Annotated in this window: 16 protein-coding genes; 10 read left to right on the top strand and 6 right to left on the bottom strand. The window is 67.4% G+C overall.

All coding sequences use genetic code 11. From position 1 onward, the window contains the following. Positions 1-21: 21 nt before the first annotated feature. The 6 genes from ACOGXD_RS14905 to ACOGXD_RS14880 all read right to left on the bottom strand — a co-directional run bounded on the left by ACOGXD_RS14905 (position 22) and on the right by ACOGXD_RS14880 (position 6,834). Entirely contained in the window at positions 22-834 is an 813-nt protein-coding gene (locus ACOGXD_RS14905; RefSeq protein ID WP_419915805.1) for an SDR family oxidoreductase, read from the bottom strand. A 110-nt stretch (positions 835-944) separates the two neighbouring features. Further along, positions 945-1,394, bottom strand: a complete 450-nt coding sequence (locus ACOGXD_RS14900; RefSeq protein ID WP_419915804.1) for a c-type cytochrome — start codon at positions 1,392-1,394, stop codon at positions 945-947. Continuing rightward, positions 1,391-2,971, bottom strand: a complete 1,581-nt coding sequence (locus tag ACOGXD_RS14895; RefSeq protein WP_419915803.1) for a copper resistance CopC/CopD family protein — start codon at positions 2,969-2,971, stop codon at positions 1,391-1,393. Before ACOGXD_RS14895 ends, ACOGXD_RS14900 begins: the two co-directional genes overlap by 4 nt. 71 nt (positions 2,972-3,042) lie before the next feature. Next, entirely contained in the window at positions 3,043-3,558 is a 516-nt protein-coding gene (locus tag ACOGXD_RS14890) for an O-acetyl-ADP-ribose deacetylase (RefSeq protein WP_419915802.1), read from the bottom strand. Next, positions 3,555-5,906: a CoA transferase gene (locus ACOGXD_RS14885; RefSeq protein WP_419915801.1), complete on the bottom strand. Its 2,352-nt coding sequence runs from the start codon at positions 5,904-5,906 to the stop codon at positions 3,555-3,557. Before ACOGXD_RS14885 ends, ACOGXD_RS14890 begins: the two co-directional genes overlap by 4 nt. Before the next feature lie 157 nt (positions 5,907-6,063). Then, positions 6,064-6,834, bottom strand: a complete 771-nt coding sequence (locus ACOGXD_RS14880; protein ID WP_419915800.1) for a glucose 1-dehydrogenase — start codon at positions 6,832-6,834, stop codon at positions 6,064-6,066. A gap of 183 nt (positions 6,835-7,017) precedes the next feature. On the opposite strand from ACOGXD_RS14880, the gene ACOGXD_RS14875 reads away from it, so the two are divergent. The 10 genes from ACOGXD_RS14875 to ACOGXD_RS14830 all read left to right on the top strand — a co-directional run bounded on the left by ACOGXD_RS14875 (position 7,018) and on the right by ACOGXD_RS14830 (position 19,034). Continuing rightward, positions 7,018-8,202 carry an NAD(P)/FAD-dependent oxidoreductase gene (locus ACOGXD_RS14875; protein ID WP_419915799.1) on the top strand — a complete coding sequence of 395 codons (1,185 nt, stop codon included), beginning with the start codon at positions 7,018-7,020 and terminating at the stop codon, positions 8,200-8,202. Between the two features lie 54 nt (positions 8,203-8,256). Then, positions 8,257-9,267 (top strand): LLM class flavin-dependent oxidoreductase, encoded by a 1,011-nt coding sequence (locus ACOGXD_RS14870; RefSeq protein WP_419915798.1) that lies wholly within the window; start codon positions 8,257-8,259, stop codon positions 9,265-9,267. 56 nt (positions 9,268-9,323) lie between these two features. Further along, positions 9,324-9,806 (top strand): nuclear transport factor 2 family protein, encoded by a 483-nt coding sequence (locus tag ACOGXD_RS14865; protein WP_419915797.1) that lies wholly within the window; start codon positions 9,324-9,326, stop codon positions 9,804-9,806. Positions 9,807-9,896: 90 nt separating this feature from the next. Then, positions 9,897-10,580 carry a VOC family protein gene (locus ACOGXD_RS14860; RefSeq protein ID WP_419915796.1) on the top strand — a complete coding sequence of 228 codons (684 nt, stop codon included), beginning with the start codon at positions 9,897-9,899 and terminating at the stop codon, positions 10,578-10,580. Positions 10,581-10,696: 116 nt separating this feature from the next. After that, complete coding sequence (locus ACOGXD_RS14855) at positions 10,697-12,778, top strand: 4Fe-4S dicluster domain-containing protein (RefSeq protein ID WP_419915795.1); 2,082 nt, start codon at positions 10,697-10,699, stop codon at positions 12,776-12,778. Next, positions 12,775-13,641 (top strand): FAD binding domain-containing protein, encoded by an 867-nt coding sequence (locus ACOGXD_RS14850; protein ID WP_419915794.1) that lies wholly within the window; start codon positions 12,775-12,777, stop codon positions 13,639-13,641. Before ACOGXD_RS14855 ends, ACOGXD_RS14850 begins: the two co-directional genes overlap by 4 nt. Then, positions 13,641-14,144 (top strand): (2Fe-2S)-binding protein, encoded by a 504-nt coding sequence (locus ACOGXD_RS14845; RefSeq protein ID WP_419915793.1) that lies wholly within the window; start codon positions 13,641-13,643, stop codon positions 14,142-14,144. The genes ACOGXD_RS14850 and ACOGXD_RS14845 overlap by 1 nt, the downstream gene beginning before the upstream one ends. Next, on the top strand, positions 14,141-16,417 hold the full coding sequence (locus tag ACOGXD_RS14840) for a xanthine dehydrogenase family protein molybdopterin-binding subunit (RefSeq protein ID WP_419915792.1): 2,277 nt from the start codon (positions 14,141-14,143) through the stop codon (positions 16,415-16,417). Before ACOGXD_RS14845 ends, ACOGXD_RS14840 begins: the two co-directional genes overlap by 4 nt. Positions 16,418-16,446: 29 nt before the next feature. Further along, positions 16,447-18,042 carry a hydantoinase/oxoprolinase N-terminal domain-containing protein gene (locus ACOGXD_RS14835; RefSeq protein ID WP_419917416.1) on the top strand — a complete coding sequence of 532 codons (1,596 nt, stop codon included), beginning with the start codon at positions 16,447-16,449 and terminating at the stop codon, positions 18,040-18,042. Further along, positions 18,039-19,034 (top strand): LLM class flavin-dependent oxidoreductase, encoded by a 996-nt coding sequence (locus tag ACOGXD_RS14830; RefSeq protein WP_419915791.1) that lies wholly within the window; start codon positions 18,039-18,041, stop codon positions 19,032-19,034. The genes ACOGXD_RS14835 and ACOGXD_RS14830 overlap by 4 nt, the downstream gene beginning before the upstream one ends.

Below are 19,034 nucleotides of genomic sequence, written 5' to 3'. Positions count from 1 at the left end.
CCAGATACAGCATCGCAGGGCTCACGAACTGCGCGAACGTGACGCTGGCGAGTCCTTGGGATTGGCCCATCCCACCGTCATGCCGGCCGAGAGGCCGCCGTCCACTGGCAGGTCCACCGCATTGACCCAGCCCGAGTCTCCGACCAGCAGCCAGGTCACCACCTCGGCCTGGTCCTCAGGGGTGGCGACCCTGCCCACCTGTTCGTTCAGCCACGCCATCTGCTCGACTCCCGCGTCCTGTTCGAAGTACGGGAACAGGGGAGTGTCCACCGGACCGGGGCTGACCGAGTTGACCCGGATGCCTCGGTCGATCACCTGGCCCGCCAGATGCTTGGTGTACGACACCACCCATTCCTTCGACAGCGTGTAGGCAGCGGGTCCTCCCCGCTCATAGGACTGCGCGACCTCGATGCCTGCAGCGAAGTCCTCGGCTGCATCGAGCTCGGCGATGCGATCGCGGTGCCGATCCCACACCATCCCGGCAAGCGATGCGATGTTCACGATCGACGCTCCATCGTTGATCTTGCCTGCAGCCAGCAGCGTCTCGGTGATGTGCCGCAGCCCGTATACATTCACTCGCAGCACCAGCTCGGCGCCCATGCTTCCCGCCACGCCGGCGATGTTGCCCAAACCGTCGAACGTGCCGTCAAGACCGGCTACCACGCTCTCGATCGAAGCCGGGTCCGACAGGTCGCAGTGATGGTGTTCAGCAGCGCCGTCAGGAGCGTCCTTGATGTCGAGGTTCACGACCTCGTGACCGGCAGCGACGAGACGCTGCAGGGTTGCATTCCCGATTCCCGTCGAGGCTCCGGTGAGCAGGATCCGCTTGGACATGTTGTTGTCTCCGTTCGTTGTCGCACGTGCGAGCACTCGGCTCGGCCGAGTGGCGTGAGATTAGGCCCACGAAGCCTGTCGAGTCCCGGCCCCGCAGCAGTGATGTCGGCTCATTGTTCGAAGCCGAGGCGCTCCTGCTCGGCGCGGATGAAGCTGATCACCTTCTCGATCTCAAGATCGGTGATGCCCTCCACGGGTGGCATGTCGCCGAACCACCAGTGGTGTTCCCGAGTGCCGTCACGGATGGCCACGCGATATGCGAAGTCGCCGTGATGGTTGGGCTCGTAGATGATCGAGAGCTGAGAGGGACCCTTGTCGGTGCCGCGCAGGTCTGCACCGTGGCATTCAGCGCAGTACTGCTGGTACACCGCAGCGCCGTCGGGAACAACCAGAGCAGCAGCAGTCGTCGGAGGCGCAGGTGCGTCCGACGTGACCGTGGGTGCCGGTTCGGCGGGCGATGCGTCGCCCGCATCGTCGGCATCGGCAGCGCACGCAAGGGCGATCGCGCACACGGCCACCATGGTTGCTGCCCATGGGAGCGCGGTTCTGAAACGGGTCACAGGGCGGACGCTCCGACCAGGAACGCGGTGACGACGCCAGCCGCCACCAGGACGGCGGCTTCGGTGCTCACGGCCCTGAACAGGCGCTGCTGAACCAAGGGCTGCGCTTGCAAGCTGACGTGCTGCGCCGCTGCTGGCATGTGCACCCAGCGGTTGCGCGCACCGATCACGGCGGCCAGGGCCACAAGGGCGATCTTTGCAATCAGCAGACGACCCCACCCTGTTGACCATAGGTCGGCGAATCGATCCATTACGAGCAGCGCCATGACGGTGCCGGCGACACCGGCAAGCACGAGCGACACGGACGCCAACTGCGAGAAACGCATCAACGGCCCGACCAACCCGGCGTCACGGCGGCGGCGTCGGAGCAAGTCGGCGAGCAACACCAGGCCTCCGCTCCACACAGCGGCAGCAGTCACATGGGTCGCGTTGGCCGCGGCGTGCAGCAGTCTCGGCCCCTCAGTGACCGTGTGACCGTCGAAGGAATACGAGACGATCACCAGCGCCGCGCCAATGAGGCCGAAGGCGCGGCGCCGGATCCGGCTGCTATCTGCAGCATCCAGGCAAGCTAGGGCAAGCACCATGAGGCCGCCGATCACGCGCAAGCCCACGGCGATGCCGAAGGGCGCAGCGAGTACGTCGGTGATCGCATCCACCGACACGACCGCACTCCAGTCGTCTTCGATCACCACCGCTTGGGTCAGCGCAGCGGCCACCGCCGCGGCGACGAGCGCGATGCCGCTGTCGAACAGCACGCGCTGCACTCGGGCTCGCTCCGATGGCTCATCGCGCACGATGAACGACGCGAACGCGAGCCCGCCGACGATGGCCAGCGTCGCAAGCAGTCCCACGATTCGCAGAGCCTCAGCGAACCGTTCAGCGCCCGCGGCTCCCGAGTTGCTCGGCGCCAGGCGTGGCGGGTTGCCCTCAGATGCAGCACTCGATTCCGCAGGCGCTGTGGCGCCCGATGTCGCCGAGGATGAGGGCGTCGTTGTGGCCGCCGACCGTGTCCCGTCGCCTGCTCGAAGTGTGGTGACGGACGCCGGCGGACCCGATTGGATGGTGTCCGACTCGGGAGTCTCCGCCGCCAGCTCCTCGGCGGCATCTGCTCGTGCGGCAGTGCCATCAGGAGAACCCGCTGTTGAGTCTGCGGTCGAGTCCGACGGTGCCGTGGTCAGGGACTCGGCCTGAGGAACATCGACGGTGAATCCGAACATGCCCTCGACGACGTGGCCATCCTCCGCCGTCACCCGCCACGAAACCTCATAGACGCCGTTGCCCAGCGGCGTATCGAAGTGCAACCGCCACACCCGATTGTCGGTTGAGCTCAGCGAGTCAGGCAGGAATTGGGGGCCTAGTCCTTGGGACACAGTGAACCCGTCGCCCGCTGGCTCGACCGGGCGATTGAAGGTCAGCGAGATGCTTGCGATTGGCTCAACGACGACCTGCCCGTCAGATGGTTGCGAAGACTCCAAGCCGGTATGGGCGGCAACTGGCGCCGCCGTCGTCACGATGAGCACAGCGCTGACGGCCAAGGCCAGCATGAGCGCTGTCGAGCAGCGCGATCTCAGGCTCACAACGACCGAGTCTTGTCCGGGAATCTGGCAACCGTCTGTGAATGCTCGCAGAATGCGATGTCACTCCGCGGTCAATCTGCCAGCGCCGCCTCGTAGGCGCTCAGTGCCTCGTCGTTGAAACAGACGAATCGGACCAAATCGACTGCTGTCGGCGTGCTACGGACGGTGTTGACGGCGATCTGTGTGGCAGGTGCCATCGGGTAGCCGTACACGCCGGTCGAGATTGCCGGAAAAGCGACGGAACGGGCACCCACCTCGTCGGCCCGGGCCAACGATTCCCGGTAGCACGAGGCCAGCAGCTCGGATTCACCCACGCCGCCGCCGTGCCAGATCGGCCCGACTGTGTGTATGACCCAGCGGGCCGGCAGCCGGAAACCGGGCGTGGCCTTGGCTTGACCAGTCGCGCAGCCGCCGAGCGTCCGGCAGTGCTCGAGCAGCTTGGGTCCGGCGGCGCGGTGGATGGCGCCGTCGACGCCGCCCCCTCCCAGCAGGGTTTCATTGGCCGCGTTCACGATCGCATCGACCGGTTCCGCCGTGATGTCGCCGACGGCCAGCTCCAGTCGTGGCGACGGCTGATCGCGGTTCATTCGAGCGCCTCGGCCACGGCCAGTTCTGCGATGCGGTCGGTGTCGTAGCCGAGCAGGTCTTCCAAGATCTCCATCGCATGCTCGCCGTAAGTGGGGCCCGCCCAACTGAAGCCATTGTGCGCAGCAGACAGCGTGTAAGGGATCGCGTCGACGACGGTTCGGCGTGCGTAGCCGTGCGGCGCCCACTGGAAGTGGCCGCGATGGGCGAGCTGCGGGTCGTTGAGGCAGGCGCCGGAGTTCTGCACGTGGTGCGCGGCGATGCCATGGGCCTGCAGGCGATGCGTGAGGCCAGGGCCGTTCTGGCGAGAGGTGAACTCCGTCACGATCTCATCCAGCTCAGCCTGGCGCTCTCGCCGGACAGCGCTGTCGAGATCGGCGAGATCTTCCCGCCGCATCTCGATGGCCAGCGAACGCCATGATTCGTCGCCATCGGCGGCAATGGCGATCCACTCGTCGTCGCCCATCGTCGGGTACACGCCGTGCGGAACCATCTCGTCGTCGGCGTTGCCGCGGCGACTGCGCATTTCCCCGGTGGCCTGCATCTCGGCGATCGCAGGCGCCAGCAGGTGTACGGCTGCTTCCATCTGGGAGAAGTCCAAGTGCTGGCCCTCACCGGTTCTGCGGCGGTGGTCGAGCGCAGCGAGCAGCGCGCACACGGTGAAGCGCGGTGAGCAGTAGTCGGTGTAGGCCAGATACGGGCCGGCCGGCCCACGGTCCCCCCAGCCGGTGATGTCGAAGAACCCGGCAATCGATGCCGCCATGTTGCCGAAGCCCGCGAACTCCCGGAAGGGTCCTGTCTGACCCATCACGCAGCTCGAGACCATCACGAGATCCGGATTGAGCTCCCGGAGGTCGTCGTAGCCCAAGCCCCAGGCCGCCATCGTGCCCGGGGTGAACGACTCGACGACAACGTCTGCCCAGGCGGCCAGATCACGCACGACCTCACGAGCCTCGGGCTTGGACAAGTCGAGCGAGATCGTCTTCTTGTTGGCATTGGTGGAATGCCAGGCGATGGCATTCTCCTGATCGGGCACGTCATCGCGATGGCCCAATGCGCCCCGCAGCAAACAGGGCCGGTTCTGCGTCTCGACGCGCACGACCGTGGCGCCCCAGTGGGCGAGGATCTTCGTGGCGAGCGGGGCTGCCGCCACCCAGGCGAGGTCTGCGACCTTGAGCCCGGCCAGCGGCCGGTCCGACGGTGCATCGGCTGGCAGCGTCTCGGTCGGCGACGGGTCCGCAGCGGCGTTGTTCCATGCCGCAGTGACGTCAGCAGTGTGAGCACCCATCTCGGGAGCCGAACTGAGCGGCACAAGCGGGGTGCCTTTGGCGAGCACGAAGCGCCCCGGAAGCCGGAGGCCGTCGACCTGGTCCCAGAAGTCACGAGCCGCGAGCTGCGGGCTGTCGAGCACGTCACTCAAGGTGTTGACCGGGCACACCAGCAGCGAGTCCTGCAGGCCGCGTTCGATCATCTCGGCCTTGGTTTTGGTCAAGCAGAAGGCGGCGATGTTCTCCATCAGTTGCTCGATGACGCCGATGCTCTCCTCGCCGCTCTGCAAGAGCAGGGCGAAGTTCACCCAATCCTTGTTCAGCATGTCGTCGTCGCAGAAGCCCTCGGAGTGCATCCACGACAGGAACCGCTGCACCATCGGCCCGATCATCGGCCCGAAGGCAACGGTGACGATCATGTAACCGTCCTTGCACGGGTAGATCGTGCGCAGCATCAGGTTGCCGAAGCGCACCCCGCCCGCTTCCCGCTGCACCTCTTCGAGGCCCGCCGGGGCGTAGAGGATGGCCGACAGGGCGGTCTCGCAGACGGCCTGCTGCGCCGACAGATCGACGTGCTGGCCGCGGCCGCTGCGGGCACGATGCTCCAACGCCACGGTCGCCGCGACGGCGGCCTGCGCGCTGGCATGCAGCCAGGCTTGGGGAATGCTGATGCGCACCGGCGGGCGGTCGCTGTCGCCGGTCACCGCCAGCTGGCCGCTGGAGGCGAACAGCGTCAGATCCGTGGCGCTCCAGCCGACTTTCGGGCCGGTCTCGCCCCACGGTGTGATGTGCACCGTGATGAGCTGCGCATTGGCCTCTCGCAGCGCATCCAGATCGACGTCGAATGGCATCGCGTCGTTGTGGAGCACTACGTCCGCGGCGGCTGCCAGAGCGGCCACCTCATCGGCGTCGGCCGCTGCCACGGAGCGCTTGCCGCGGTTGTAGGCGTCATGCGCGTATCCCCGTGGCCAACCGCCCGGAGGTTCCACCATCACCACATCGGCGCCGAGCTGGGCCAGCAGGTTGCCCGCGAACCAGCAGCGCTCGTCTGTCAGATCCAGCACCCGATACGGACCAAGCATCCCGCCCCCGATCTGTTGACCGTGCGGCGGCCACTGTTCCGCCGCTCTGTGGCCCGGACACTACTTTCGCCACGTTGGTTGTCTCGTTGCCTCGGTGGCCGCCGGCGTGCCTGGATGCGAGAAGCCGCTTGCCCTCCTGACGCTGCCCGACCCCGCGCTACTCAGGCGTGACGTAGGCGGCGGTGAGGCCGCCGTCGACCTGCAGGTTTGCACCTGTCATATATGACGCATCGTCCGACGCCAGGAACAGGGCGGCCGATGCCATCTCCTCCGCTTCGCCGAAGCGGCCCATCGGCATATGCACCAGGCGTCGCTGACGCTTCTCGGGCGTGTCCAGGAATGACATCAGCAGCTCGGTGCGCAACGGGCCGGGAGAGAGCGCGTTGACGCGGATGCTCTCGCGGGCGTGCACCACCGCCAGTTCCCGGGTCAGCGAGAGCACCGCGCCCTTGGATGCGGTGTAGGCGATCTGCGGCGTGGCCGCTCCCACCGACGCCACGAACGACGCAGTGTTGATGATCGAGCCGCCTCCTCGTCGCCGCATGGCCTCCACGGCATACCTGCACCCGTACAGGACGCCCTTGACGTTGACATCGAAGGTGCGGTCGATGGTGTCGTCGGCGGTGGCCACAGCGTCGGTGTCGCCGTCGAGCATGATGCCCGCATTGTTGAATGCCACGTCCAGCCCGCCGTAGTGCGCTTCGGCACGGCTGAATGCGGCAGCGACATCGGATTCGGCTGAGACATCGGCGTGCACGGCGATGGCGTCACCGCTTGCCGCCTGTACCTCGGCCACCGTGTCGGCGACGGAGTCGGCAATGTCGACTGCCACGATCTGCGCTCCCTCTGCGGCGAAGCGCAGAGCGGTGGCACGCCCGATGCCGCTGCCGGCTCCGGTGATCAAGGCCACCTTGCCTTGCAGTCTCATGACAGTCCTCCCCGTGAGACGGCGTCGTTGTCGCGAGCCATTGTCCCCGACAGCAAATGGCCGCTCGTGCGCATGCCTTCACAGCGCCGGGCAGCCGGAGCGGAGCCTGCCATCATCTTGGGCGTTCCACTGAGGCAAGAGCCGCCCGACTTCTTGCGGGGTACGCCGGCAGGACGGTGATCGATGCGCGATGCATACGACGTGGTGATCGTGGGCGGGGCGGTGATGGGGTCGTCGATCGCCTGGGCGCTGTCAGCCAGCAACGGCTTCGACGGATCGGTGCTGGTGGTGGAGCGGGATCCGACCTATGCGACCGCATCCACCACGCACACGAACAGCTGCATGCGACAGCAGTTCTCCAACCCGTTGAACGTGCAGATCTCGCGCTTCAGCGCCGACTTCGTGCGCAACTTCCGGGAACACCTCGGTGGCGACCCCGAGATCCCCGACATCTTCACCCACCACTTCGGCTACATGTACCTCGCCGCCGATGAGAGCTTCGCAGACACGCTGCGCCGAAACCAGGCGATCCAGGCCGAGCTGGGCTCGGGCACTCGCATCATGAGCCCGGCCCAGATCACGGCCGACTATCCCTTCTACAACGTCGACGACATCATCTGCGGCAGCCACAGCCTGACCGACGAGGGCTACTTCGACTCGGGCACCATGTTCGACTGGTGGCGTCGCAAGGCGCGCCAGAACGGCGTCACCTACATCACCGACGAGGTCGTGAGTCTCACGACAGCCGCGGGACGCGTGACCACAGCAGTCCTGGCGTCGGGGCGCGAAGTCGGCTGCGGAACCCTGGTGAACGCCGCTGGGCCGCGCGCAGTCGAAGTGGCCCGTATGGCAGGCGCGACCTTGCCGGTGGAGCCGCGCAAGCGCTACACGTTCATCTTCGACGCAGCAGAGCCGCTCGATCGCGCCCTGCCGCTGACCATCGATCCGACCGGTGTCCACATGCGCAGCGACGGCGATGCCTACATGTGCGGCTGCACGCCCGACGCGGACCCCGCCGTCGACTACGACGACTTCGCCATGGACCACGACATCTTCGAGGACAAGGTGTGGCCGGTGCTGGCCCATCGCGTGCCAGCCTTCGAGCGCCTCAAGGTCACCAGCCAGTGGGCCGGTCACTACGCCTACAACACGCTCGACCACAACGTGGTGGTGGGGCCGCACCACGAGACTGAGAACTTCATCTTTGCCAACGGGTTCTCGGGTCACGGCATGCAGCAGTCACCAGCCATCGGTCGGGCCGTGTCGGAGTGGATTGCCTACGGCGAGTACCGCACGCTGGATCTCACGCCGCTGGGCTACCGGCGCATCGTCGAGAACCGGCCCTTCGTGGAGAGCGCCATCATCTGAGTCGGCATCGCGCCGTCCCCGATGGCGCTGGCGGCACAGCACTACTCTCGCCCCGTGCGGTTCGGCATCTTCGATCAGCTGGAGCAGCCGGGCGATGTGCCCTGGCACGAGCTCTACCGGCACCGGCTGGACCTGCTCGCTAGGGCCGAGGAGGCCGGCGTGTGGGGGTGGCACAAATCTGAGCACCACCTGATCCCGCTGGATGCTGCGCCCAGCATCAACGTGTTCCTGGCCGCCGCCATCGAGCGCACCCGCAGCATCCGCATCTGCTCGCTGGTGCACCTGCTGCCCTTCTACCACCCGATCCGGCTGGCCGAGGAGCTGTGCATGCTCGACCAGCTCTCCGAAGGACGGCTGGAGTTCGGATTCGGCAAGGGCATCAGCGTGCCCGAGCACCTGCTGTGGGGTCTGGACCCTGACGATGCCGTCGCGCAGACAGACGAGTCGCTGGAGCTGATCCTGGCCGCCATGCAGACCACGGGGAACTTCAGCTTCGAGGGCCAGTTCTACGAGTTCCGTGATGTGCCGATCGAATTCGAGCCCTGCCAGCGGCCCTACCCGCCGCTGTGGCGACCCGGCCAGCTCGAGACTGCCGCCGAGATGGGCGTGCGCACCATGGCCGCCGGACCGCTCGCTGCCGTGGCAGCCAGCACGGCCCGCTACCACGAACTCCTCGGCGCGGACGGCATCGGCCGGTACCACGCGCCGATGATCGGCGGTCTGCGCCGGCTGATCGTGGCACCCACCGATGCTGAGGCCGACGAGATCGGGCGCCGTACCTGGGCTGCGTTCACCGAGCACTTGACACGTCTGTTCAGGCGCTACGAGATGACCCCGCCGAACGACCCGACCCTCGGCGGCGACTACGACAAGGCCAAGCAATTCCAAGCCGTAGTCGTGGGTTCGCCCGAGACCGTGCGTGAACACTGCGAGCAATTCGCCGAAGAAGCCGGCACGGACTATTTCGTGGGCGTGTTCGCGTGGGGCGACCTCTCGGCATACGAGGTGGACCGCTCATTCGACCTCTTCGCTGAGCAGGTGATTGCCCCGCTGGCGACGTCATGACTGCGCCCTCACTTACATTTCGCTCTGCGCCGACCAGCAACCGAGGATGACGAACGATGAGCCAATGGAGCCGTGCCGAGATCACCGAAGCGCTTGCCACCTATCAAGCGGCAAGCAAGAAGGCGGGCCAGACCGGTGACTGGCGCGACTGGGCCGACTGCTTCACCGAGGATGCCACCTACGTCGAGCACTTCTTCGGCACGATGACCGGACGGGAGGCCATCTACGAGTGGATCCAGTCGCAGATGAGCGAGTGGCCGGGCTCCGAGATGGTCGAGTTCCCGATCGAGTGGTACATCATCGATGAGGAGCGGGGCTGGGTGGTGTGCCAGATCTGGAATCGCATGGCCGATCCCGGCGACGGTTCGGACCATCGCGAGTACAACTTCTCGCTCCTCAAGTACGCAGGCGACGGCCTGTGGAGCTACGAAGAGGACATCTACAACCCAGAGCGGTTCTTGGAGATGGTGGGGAACTACGAACAGCACAAAGAAGCGCTCGCTGCGGGCGCGGAGCAGCCTTCCTCACCCGGGTCGTGACGGCTGCACCACCAGATTTCTGAACCCACTCAGGTTCGAAGTGAGGGCTGGGCGAGGCATATAGTCGCAAGCGAAGAGGGAGCCATTCGAATGACCGCATTGCATCCCAATGGTGTGAACCATCTCGCCCTGTCCACCCGCGACATGAAGGGCCAATTGGAGTTCTGGTGCGATGTGCTGGGGCTTCCGCTCAAGGCGCTCTACTGGATGCACGGTGTAGACGGCACCTACCACGGCTTCGTGGAGCTGGCGCCCGACAGCTACGTGGCCTTCGTCCAGCACCCGGACAACGCCAAGAACATCGAGCTCGGTGTCACCCACGCCGGCGGCCCGGGCGAGCCGGTGACTGCCGGCACGATGCAGCACGTGGCGTTCAACGTGGACACCTTCGAGGATCTGATGGCGCTGCGAGACCGCATCCGCGACCGGGGTGTGCAGGTGTTCGGCCCGATCGACCACGGCTTCATCCAGTCGATCTATTTCGCGGGTCCAGAGGGACTGGCGCTCGAGGTGGCCTGCGGGTCGGCCATCCCCGTCGAGCAGTGGGTGGACCCTGAAGTCCAGGACCTGTGCGGGATCTCTGCGGCTGAACTGGAGCAGTTGAAGTACCCGGTGGAATACAGCCGCCCGGTCGAGCCCGTGCCTCAGCCGTCGGGGGATACCGGCATGCCGCGGCTGATGCCCGAAGACCACTACGACATGGTGATGAGCCTGTCCGATCAGGTGGTGTGGGACCGGATGAGCGAGACCACGCCGCCGGTCGCCGCCGACTGAGCACTGCGCGACGCGGAGCGAGTGTCGGCGGCATGACTGACACGCAGCCGAGCCGCAAGCGCCGGAGCCTTTGAGTGCTCCAGTGCGGGCGCGCCTGACTGAGGGATGGCTGCCGCATGCGCCTGTTCTCACACCGCAAGCGAGCCGCAGCGGCGGGTCCGCTGCCTACCGAGCTGCTGCCCCGGCTCTCGCCCGGGGCGTTCGACGTGAGGAAGGAAATGCCCGACCCGCCGCCCGCACCAGCCTCACCGGGAGAGTGGGGCGTGGCTGGCGTTCTCGGCGACATCGTTGACGTCTTCACAGCATGCCGGACAGCAGATGTGCTGGCGGCGCCGGCACCGATGCCGAGTGCACAAGCTGCGGTGGACAACATGCGCGGGTATTGCTTCTTCCTCGATGCCGACCTTGCGGGCATCTGCGTGCCGTCGCGGCAGTGCTGGACCACCGAGCCGATCGAGGGGCACCGCAGTGCCATTGCCATCGTGGTGAGGCTGGGGCGGTCCATCCGGCCCGGAGAGCCGGGATACGAGTGGATCAGCGGCTCTGAACAGGACAACGCCGACCTGCGTGCCACCGAGATCGCCACCGTGCTCACCCGGTATCTCGGCACGCTCGGCTATGCGGCCACCGCACACACCGCGACGGCTTCCGATGTGGACCGCTTCCGGGTCGGCGTCGAAGCCGGGGTGCTCGAGGCCGGGCGTCGCGGGCTGGGACATCCCTTCCTGAAGCGGGGGTTTGCCCTTGCGGTGGTCACGACGAATCTGGAACTCACTCCCGACGGCCCGCTCGCGCCGCGCAATGTGGTGCAGAACCTGCGCATCTCCCTCCGGCACTGGCTGGGCTGGGGTGGCACCCGGCCGGGGTGGAGCCGTCTGGACGGGCGGCACCGGCCGTGGCACCTCGGCCGCTACCCGATGGAGAAGGTGAAGCGGGTCGACGAGCCGACGACGCTGGTCATACCCGAAGAGGTCACGCGACCTGCGGCGCGGCACAACTTCTTCGTGCGGGCCGGCGCCGGCGACCTGGGCCCTCGCCCGCGCAAGGAGGTGGCTCGCTTCATCCGCAAGGCGCCGCATGGCATCGCCTCGCAAGAGATGTTGCGGCGGTTGGTTCCGCTGCAGCGGGGCGAGGCTGCCCCCGAGGTCGGCCCGGGTGCGGACGACCCGGCAGTGAACGCCGACGCGGTCAAAGCGCTGGGTCATTTCATCGGCGCGGACATGACCGGCGTGTGCGAGGCGCCCGAATATGCCTGGTACTCCCACCGTCCCGACGGCTCGCCCATCGAGAAGCTGCACCGCAACGCCATCGTGTTCGTGCTCGATCAGGGCTTCGAAACCATGGAAGGCGCCTCGGGCGACGACTGGATCAGCGGCGCGCAGTCGATGCGGGCCTACCTGCGGGCGTCGATCATCGCCAATGCGATCGCCGCGCAGATCCGCCGGCTCGGCTACGACGCGCAGGCGCATACCGCCGCCGACGACGAGATCAACCACATACCGCTGCTGCTGTCGGCCGGCATCGGGGAGCTGTCACGCATCGGCGAGCTGGTGCTGAACCCATTCGTGGGGCCGCGGTTCAAGTCGGGCGCCATCACCACCGACATGCCACTCACGCCGGATCGGCCGATCGACTTCGGGCTGCAGGACTTCTGCACCAAGTGCACCAAGTGCGCCCGCGAGTGCCCGGTGGGGGCCATCCGCTTCGGCGACAAGGTGATGTTCAACGGGTACGAGATGTGGAAGCCCGACGTCGACCGTTGCGCCCGTTACCGGATCACCAACATGCGTGGCTCGGCCTGCGGGCGCTGCATGAAGACGTGCCCGTACAACGTCGAAGGAGTGCTGGCCGAGCGCCCGTTCCAGTGGGCGGCGATGAAGTTGCCGTTCGCCCGCTCGTGGATCGCCCGGCTCGACGACAAGCTGGGCCGCGGCGAGATCAACCCGGCGAAGAAGTGGTGGGTGGACATCGAGGTGCTCGAGGACACGCCCGTGGAGCCGCCGAAGGGCGCGAACACAAGAGGCTTGAATCTTGAGCGCAAGCCGCGAGACGAATCGGGCTTCGCGATGTTCCTGCCCGAGATGGCCCCACCCGGCCCGGACGGGATGGCACCGTTCCCGCTGGATCGTGAAGCCGGCATTGCAGCGTCGCAGGAGGCCGAGTCACCCGGGGCAGCACGGGAGCGCGTCGGCCAGTGAGGTTCTGCAGGGTCCGCAGTGTCGCCGAGGCGGTCGACGAGCTGAGCCGCTGGGGCACCGAAGGCCGGATTCTGGCGGGTGGAACCGACGTGATGCCGCAGCACCTGCGAGGCGAGCTGTCACCGGCTGCGCTGATCGACATCAGCGGAATCGACAGCCTGCAGGGCATCTCCGAGGTCGGCGGGGCGACCAGCGTGGGTGCGTTGGTCACGTTGCGCAGGCTCGCCACGGCGTCGCACGTTCAGATGCAGCACCCTGCACTGGCGCAAGCGGCGGCGGCCGTCGGGGCGTGGCAGACCCAGACGGTCGCCACGGTGGGCGGCAACGTGTGCACCGCGGCACCGTGGGCCGACACGCTGCCAGCGTTGCTGGTTGCCGACGCTCAGCTGACGCTGGTGTCGAAATCGGGCCGGCGACGCATGAGCCTCGGCGAGTTCCTGGAGGCACCAGGTGCTACGGCACTGCGGCCGACGGAACTGCTGCGCGCCATCGAGTTGGAGCCGCTCGGAGAGCGCAGCGCCGAGGGATACGTGAAGGTGGGCCGCCGCAGTGCCATGGACCTTGCGGTGGTGGGCTTGGCGCTCCGGCTGTCGGTGACGCCGACCGGCGTCGTCAACGATGCTCGAATCGCTGTGTGCGGCGGAACCCGGCCGCCGCACAGAGTGCCGAGCGCAGAAGCTGCAGTCGTGGGCACCCAGCTTGTCGACGGTCGTCTCGATTGCACCGACGCCGGCACAGAGCTCGCGAGTGCCGCAGCGCCCGAACGGGCAGGAGCGGCTGAGTACAGGCGGCGGGTGCTCCCCAGACAGCTGAGCCGGTTGGCGGAGCGATGTGTCGCAGGGATCTCCGGGGTGGGAAGCTGATGCCTGGCGCCGCGGGCGAGCAATCCGTCTCGATCCGGCTCATCGTGAATGAGCGGCGCCACCAACTCGACGTAGGTGCGGGGGAGACTCTGCTCAGCATGCTGCGGGAGCGCCTCTCGCTCCTCGGACCGAAGGAAGCATGCTGTGAGGGCGAATGCGGTGCCTGCACCGTGCTGATGGACGGCGCTCCGGTGGCTTCGTGCATATTGGCCGCCGGTTCGACGAACGGCCGGACGGTTCTCACGGTCGAAGGGCTCGCCGGGACAGGGGAGCTCACTGCATTGCAGCAAGCCTTCGTCAACCATGCCGCCGTCCAGTGCGGCTATTGCACGCCTGGCGTGCTGATGGTGCTGACAGCCTTGCTGGAGGACACTCCGGACCCTTCCGAGGCCGATGTCCGCCGAGCACTCGCAGGCACCATCTGCCGCTGCACCGGGTACCAGCAGATAGTGGAAGCGGCGCTCGACGCCGCCCAGTTGATGATCCGGGCGGCAACATCGTGAGTCTGCTCGGGTCCAATCCCGCCCGGAGCGATGCCGACGCGAAGCTTCGTGGCGAGGCGGTCTTCGGTGCCGACGTTGCAAGGCCGGGGATGCTGTGGGCGTCGATCTCGAGGTCTCCGGTTGCGGCGGGCCGCATCCGCTCGATCGACTCGGGACCGGCACTCAAGGTCGACGGCGTGCTGGATGTGCTGACAGCTGCCGATGTTCCCGATGGGCGCACCGGTGTCATCGTGAACGACATTCCCTTCCTGGCGGCCGACTATGTGGCTTACGAAGGCGAACCGGTGGCGATCGTGGTGGCGGACAACCGCGCCGCGGCCGACGCGGGCGCTCAGGCGGTTGACATCGACATCGAACCGACCGAGCCCGTATCGACGCCCGAACAGGCACTGGCGCCGGGTGTGCGGCTGGTCCACCCCGATTGGAACCGCTTTGCCGTGACTGGCGGCGCTGACATTGGGCGTGACGGCAACGTGGTAGCCGAAGTGGTCCACGACCCGGGAGACCTGGACGAGGCGTTCGCGGCCGCCGACCTCGTCGTGGAGGGCACGTACCGCACGCCCCGGCAGTACCAGGCGCATCTGGAGCCCAAGATGGCGCTCGCGACCTACGAGTCGGGCCGCTACGTCATCGAGGTGTCCCACCAGTACCCGTTCCGGCTGAGAGACCGTGTCGCCCAGATGCTGGGCGTGGCGCCTTCGGCAGTGCGCGTGGTCGGCCATCACATCGGCGGAGGCTTCGGCGCCAAGCTTGATGTCAGCCTTGAGGCCTTTGCCGCGCTGCTGGCTCGCCGCTACCGGCGTCCGGTGCGCATGCAGCACGCCGCACTCGAAGAGCGCCTCGTGGCACCTTGCCGGGCCAATGCGCTGGTCTCAATCCGCTCTGCGGTGAGCGGCGACGGCACGATCCTGGCCACCGACGTCGAGATCGTCTCTGACAGCGGTGCCTACGCCAACAACGGCCCGGCGCTATCGGCCATCCCGATGTTCGTCTTCGGCTCGATCTACAGGGTGGGCACTGCGCGCATCCGCACCCGCAACGTCTACACGAACACCGCTCCGACCGGTGCCTACCGGGGGGTGAATGGGCCGTGGCTGGTGTTCGCCAACGAGCGGCACATAGACGCCGTTGCCGACGCCTTGGATCGGGATCGCCGGGAGTTCCGGTTGGCATCGCTAGCCCGTGACGGCGATCTGATGCGCAACGGCCAGCCGCTCGAAGAGATCTCGATCCTGCGAGAAGCCTTCGACCGAGTCGATGAGCTAGCGCCCTGGCAGGGCGCGGGCACAGGCGCGCTGCGAGGCGTCGGGCAGGCGGCGGCGGTGTGGCTGACCAATCCGATGCCCGGCCACGCCACGGTGAAGCTCAACGAGGACGGCACCGCCACGGTGATCACTTCGGCGACCGAGAACGGCTCGGGCGCCGTGGCCACTGGTTTGCGGCAGATCGCGGCCGAGACGCTCGGTCTTGCTGCTGACGCTGTGACGATCACCATGCCCGACACGGACGCCACCGGCTACGACGCCGGTTCGCAGGGCAGCCGCACCACCCACGTCGTCGGCCGGGCCATCGCTGATGCTTCAGCCGAGGTTCGTCGCCAAGTGCTGGACCGGGCGAGCCAGATGCTGGAAGCGGCCCCCGAAGACTTGACGATCGACGACGGTGTCGTGGCGGTTGCGGGCGTGCCTGCGGCGAACCTGACGCTAGGTGCGGTCGCACAAGCGGCCACCTGGTCTGACGGGCCAATCACTGCGGGCGCTTCGTATGTCACGCCGACGCCTCCGCACGACCCGGCGTGCGCCACCGGCATGCTGATCAAGGGATGGCCGACGCCCACCTACCACCTGCACCAGGCCGAGGTGAGCGTCGACGTGGTCACCGGCCGGGTCACCGTCGACCGCTACGTCGTGTGCCAGGAAGTCGGCCGGGCCATTCACCCCGACGCCATCGCAGGGCAGATCCAGGGCGGCGTCGCTCAGGGCTTGGGCTTCGCGTTGAGCGAGCGTGTTGATCTCGATCACGGTCGCTATGTCCAGCGCACGTTCAAGGAGCACGGCCTGCCGCTCGCCGAAGATGTCCCGAAGGTGGAGATGATCGTGATGGAGCATGCCGACCCAGCGGGACCGTACGGCGCGAAAGGCGCTGCCGAGCCCCCGATCGTCCCGGTGGCGGCGGCTGTCGCGAATGCAGTTTCCGATGCCATCGGCGTGCCGTTTGACACGCTGCCGATCACGCCCGAAGCCGTGCTGGAAGCTTTGGAACGGGCGTCGTGAGCTCACCGGAACCGGCAGCGCCAGCGATGTTGCGCATCGGCGTGGACGTGGGTGGCACCAACACCGACGCGGTCGCCATGTCCGGCAGCGAGGTCGTGGGGTGGTCCAAGGCGGTCACGACGCCGGACGTGACCGACGGCATCGTGACCGCTGTCCGGGCTGTGCTCGACGACTGCGGCGCGTCGCCCGACGCGATCGGTGCGGTCATGATCGGCACGACGCACTTCACCAACGCCCTGGTGGAGGGTCGTCGCCTGGTGCCCACCGCCGTCGTGCGACTCGGGCTCCCTGCCACGCGGGGACTGCCGCCGTTCATCGATTGGCCCGAGCGGCTGCGGGCCGTGCTCGGCGACCACGTCTATCTCTGCCACGGCGGCCATGAGTTCGACGGGCGGCTGATCAGCCCTATCGATCACGACGAGCTGCGAGCAGCGGCGCAGGACATCGTCTCGAAGGGCGTGAGCTCGGTGGCGGTGGCCTCGGTCTTCTCGCCCGTCGACGACAGCTTCGAAGCCGAGGCCCGTGATGTCCTGGCCGGCGAGGCACCGGAACTCGACATCAGCCTGTCCAGTGAGATCGGCCGGCTGGGGCTCCTCGAGCGTGAGAACGCTGCGGTCGTGAATGCGTGCCTGCGACCGCTCGCCGAGCGCACCGTGTCCGGGCTGATCGGGGCGCTGGTCGAGCTTGGCCTCGACTGCCCGCTGCACGTCAGCCAGAACGACGGCACCCTGATGAGCGCCGACTTTGCTCGCCGCTACCCGGTGGCCACATTCGCCTCGGGCCCCACCAACTCGATGCGGGGAGCGGCATTCCTGAGCGGCATCCGGGACGGGGTGGTCATCGACGTGGGGGGCACGACGTCTGATGTGGGCGTGCTGGTGCACGGCTTCCCCCGAGAGGCCTCGACGGCGGTCTCGGTCGCGGGAGTGCGCACGAACTTCCGGATGCCCGACGTGCTCTCGCTGGGACTCGGCGGCGGGAGTCTGGTGCGCTCCGGCAATGGCGCCGACGGAGATGGCGGCGACGTGACAGTGGGACCCGACAGCGTCGGCTACGAGCTCACCGACCGGGCGCTGGTGTTCGGCGGCGGCGAGCTGACCGCAACGGACATCGCCGCTGCTGCCGGTATGGCCGACATCGGCGACCGATCGACGGTCAGCGACGTGGACGCTGGGCTGGTGGGCAATGCGGTCGAATGCATGCAGGACATGCTGGCCACCGCAGTCGAGCAGATGAAGACGTCTGCCGACCCGGTACCGGTCGTGGTGGTCGGGGGCGGGGGAGTGCTGGTGCGTGACGGCTTGGCGGGAGCGTCGGAGACGATACGACCCGACTATTTCTCGGTTGCCAGCGCGATCGGCGCAGCCATCGCCCAGGTTGGCGCCGAGACCGACCGGGTGTACTCGATGGCGTCGATGACCCGCGACGAGGCAATGGCCGAGGCCCGTTCGGTCACGTCCCAGCGCGCGGTCGACGCGGGCGCTGACGCGGCCACCGTCGAGATCACCGACATCGATGAGATCCCCCTCACATACCTGCCGTCGAACGCCATACGGATCCGCGTGAAGGCAGTCGGTGACCTTGCCACTGGCAATGGCGTATCCGGCGGGGGAGTTGGCACATGAGCACGCAGGGCAAGATCGGCCTCATCCTCGGCAGCGCGATCGCCCCTGAGGACATCGCTGGGGCTGCCACGCAGGCCGAGGACAGCGGCTTCGATGAGATCTGGCTTGCGGAGGACTATTTCTTCACGGGCGGCATCTCCGGTGCCTCCGTGGTGCTCGGGGCCACGAGCGAGATCACCGTGGGCCTGGGCGTGGTGTCGGCGGTGGCCCGCCATCCCTCGGTGCTGGCGATGGAGCTGGCCACGCTGAGCCGCTCGTCGCCCGGGCGGCTGATCGCAGGTGTGGGCCTGGGAGTGCCGGCATGGGTACGCCAGATGGGCCTGCATCCCCGTTCGCCGCTGCAGGCTGTCCGGGAGTGCGTGACGGCGGTCAAGTCGCTGCTCGGCGGCGACACGCTGGACCGGCACGGCGGCGTGTTCGACTTCGACAACGTCAAGCTCACCTTTCCCGAGACGGGACCGCCGATGCCTGTCCGCCTCGGCGTGTCAGGGCCGAACATGCTGCGGCTGGGCGGCGAGATCGCCGATGGCACGATCCTGTCGGTGTGCTCGAGCCTGCGCTACGTGGAGTGGGCCGCCGAGCGCATCGACGAGGGTCGCGAGATCGCCGGCCGCACCGATCCTCACCCGATCACTGTGTTCGCGCTGTACGCCGTGGACGACGACGGCCAGGCAGCTCGTGACTCGGCACGGGCATCGCTGGCCTTCTACCGCCAGCACGGCCCCAATGCCCTCACCGACGTGTACGGGATCTCCGACGAGCTACAGGTGCTGATCGAGCAGGGTGGCTACGAGGCCGTGCGAGACGGCATGCCCGACCAGTGGGTCGCCGACCTGACCGTGGCGGGTACCCCGGCGGAGTGCGCCGACAAGATCCGGGCGCTGCTGGCCGGGGGTGCCGACTCGGTAGCGCTGGCTCCCATCGCGACCGACCGGCTCTCGGAGATCATCGACCTCACCGCGAGCGAAGTGCTGCCCCTCACGCGTCCGTAG

Source organism: Candidatus Poriferisodalis sp., from assembly GCF_965204125.1.
Classification (GTDB): domain Bacteria; phylum Actinomycetota; class Acidimicrobiia; order Acidimicrobiales; family Poriferisodalaceae; genus Poriferisodalis.
This window is presented reverse-complemented; position numbering and strand designations above follow the sequence as displayed.

Coding starts and splice junctions, on each gene's coding strand:
- ACOGXD_RS14865 (WP_419915797.1), top strand. CDS start 9,324: ATGAGCCAATGGAGCCGTGCCGAGATCACCGAAGCGCTTGCCACCTAT.
- ACOGXD_RS14860 (WP_419915796.1), top strand. CDS start 9,897: ATGACCGCATTGCATCCCAATGGTGTGAACCATCTCGCCCTGTCCACC.
- ACOGXD_RS14905 (WP_419915805.1), bottom strand. CDS start 834: ATGTCCAAGCGGATCCTGCTCACCGGAGCCTCGACGGGAATCGGGAAT.
- ACOGXD_RS14880 (WP_419915800.1), bottom strand. CDS start 6,834: ATGAGACTGCAAGGCAAGGTGGCCTTGATCACCGGAGCCGGCAGCGGC.
- ACOGXD_RS14885 (WP_419915801.1), bottom strand. CDS start 5,906: ATGCTTGGTCCGTATCGGGTGCTGGATCTGACAGACGAGCGCTGCTGG.
- ACOGXD_RS14855 (WP_419915795.1), top strand. CDS start 10,697: ATGCGCCTGTTCTCACACCGCAAGCGAGCCGCAGCGGCGGGTCCGCTG.
- ACOGXD_RS14875 (WP_419915799.1), top strand. CDS start 7,018: ATGCGCGATGCATACGACGTGGTGATCGTGGGCGGGGCGGTGATGGGG.
- ACOGXD_RS14845 (WP_419915793.1), top strand. CDS start 13,641: ATGCCTGGCGCCGCGGGCGAGCAATCCGTCTCGATCCGGCTCATCGTG.
- ACOGXD_RS14830 (WP_419915791.1), top strand. CDS start 18,039: ATGAGCACGCAGGGCAAGATCGGCCTCATCCTCGGCAGCGCGATCGCC.
- ACOGXD_RS14890 (WP_419915802.1), bottom strand. CDS start 3,558: ATGAACCGCGATCAGCCGTCGCCACGACTGGAGCTGGCCGTCGGCGAC.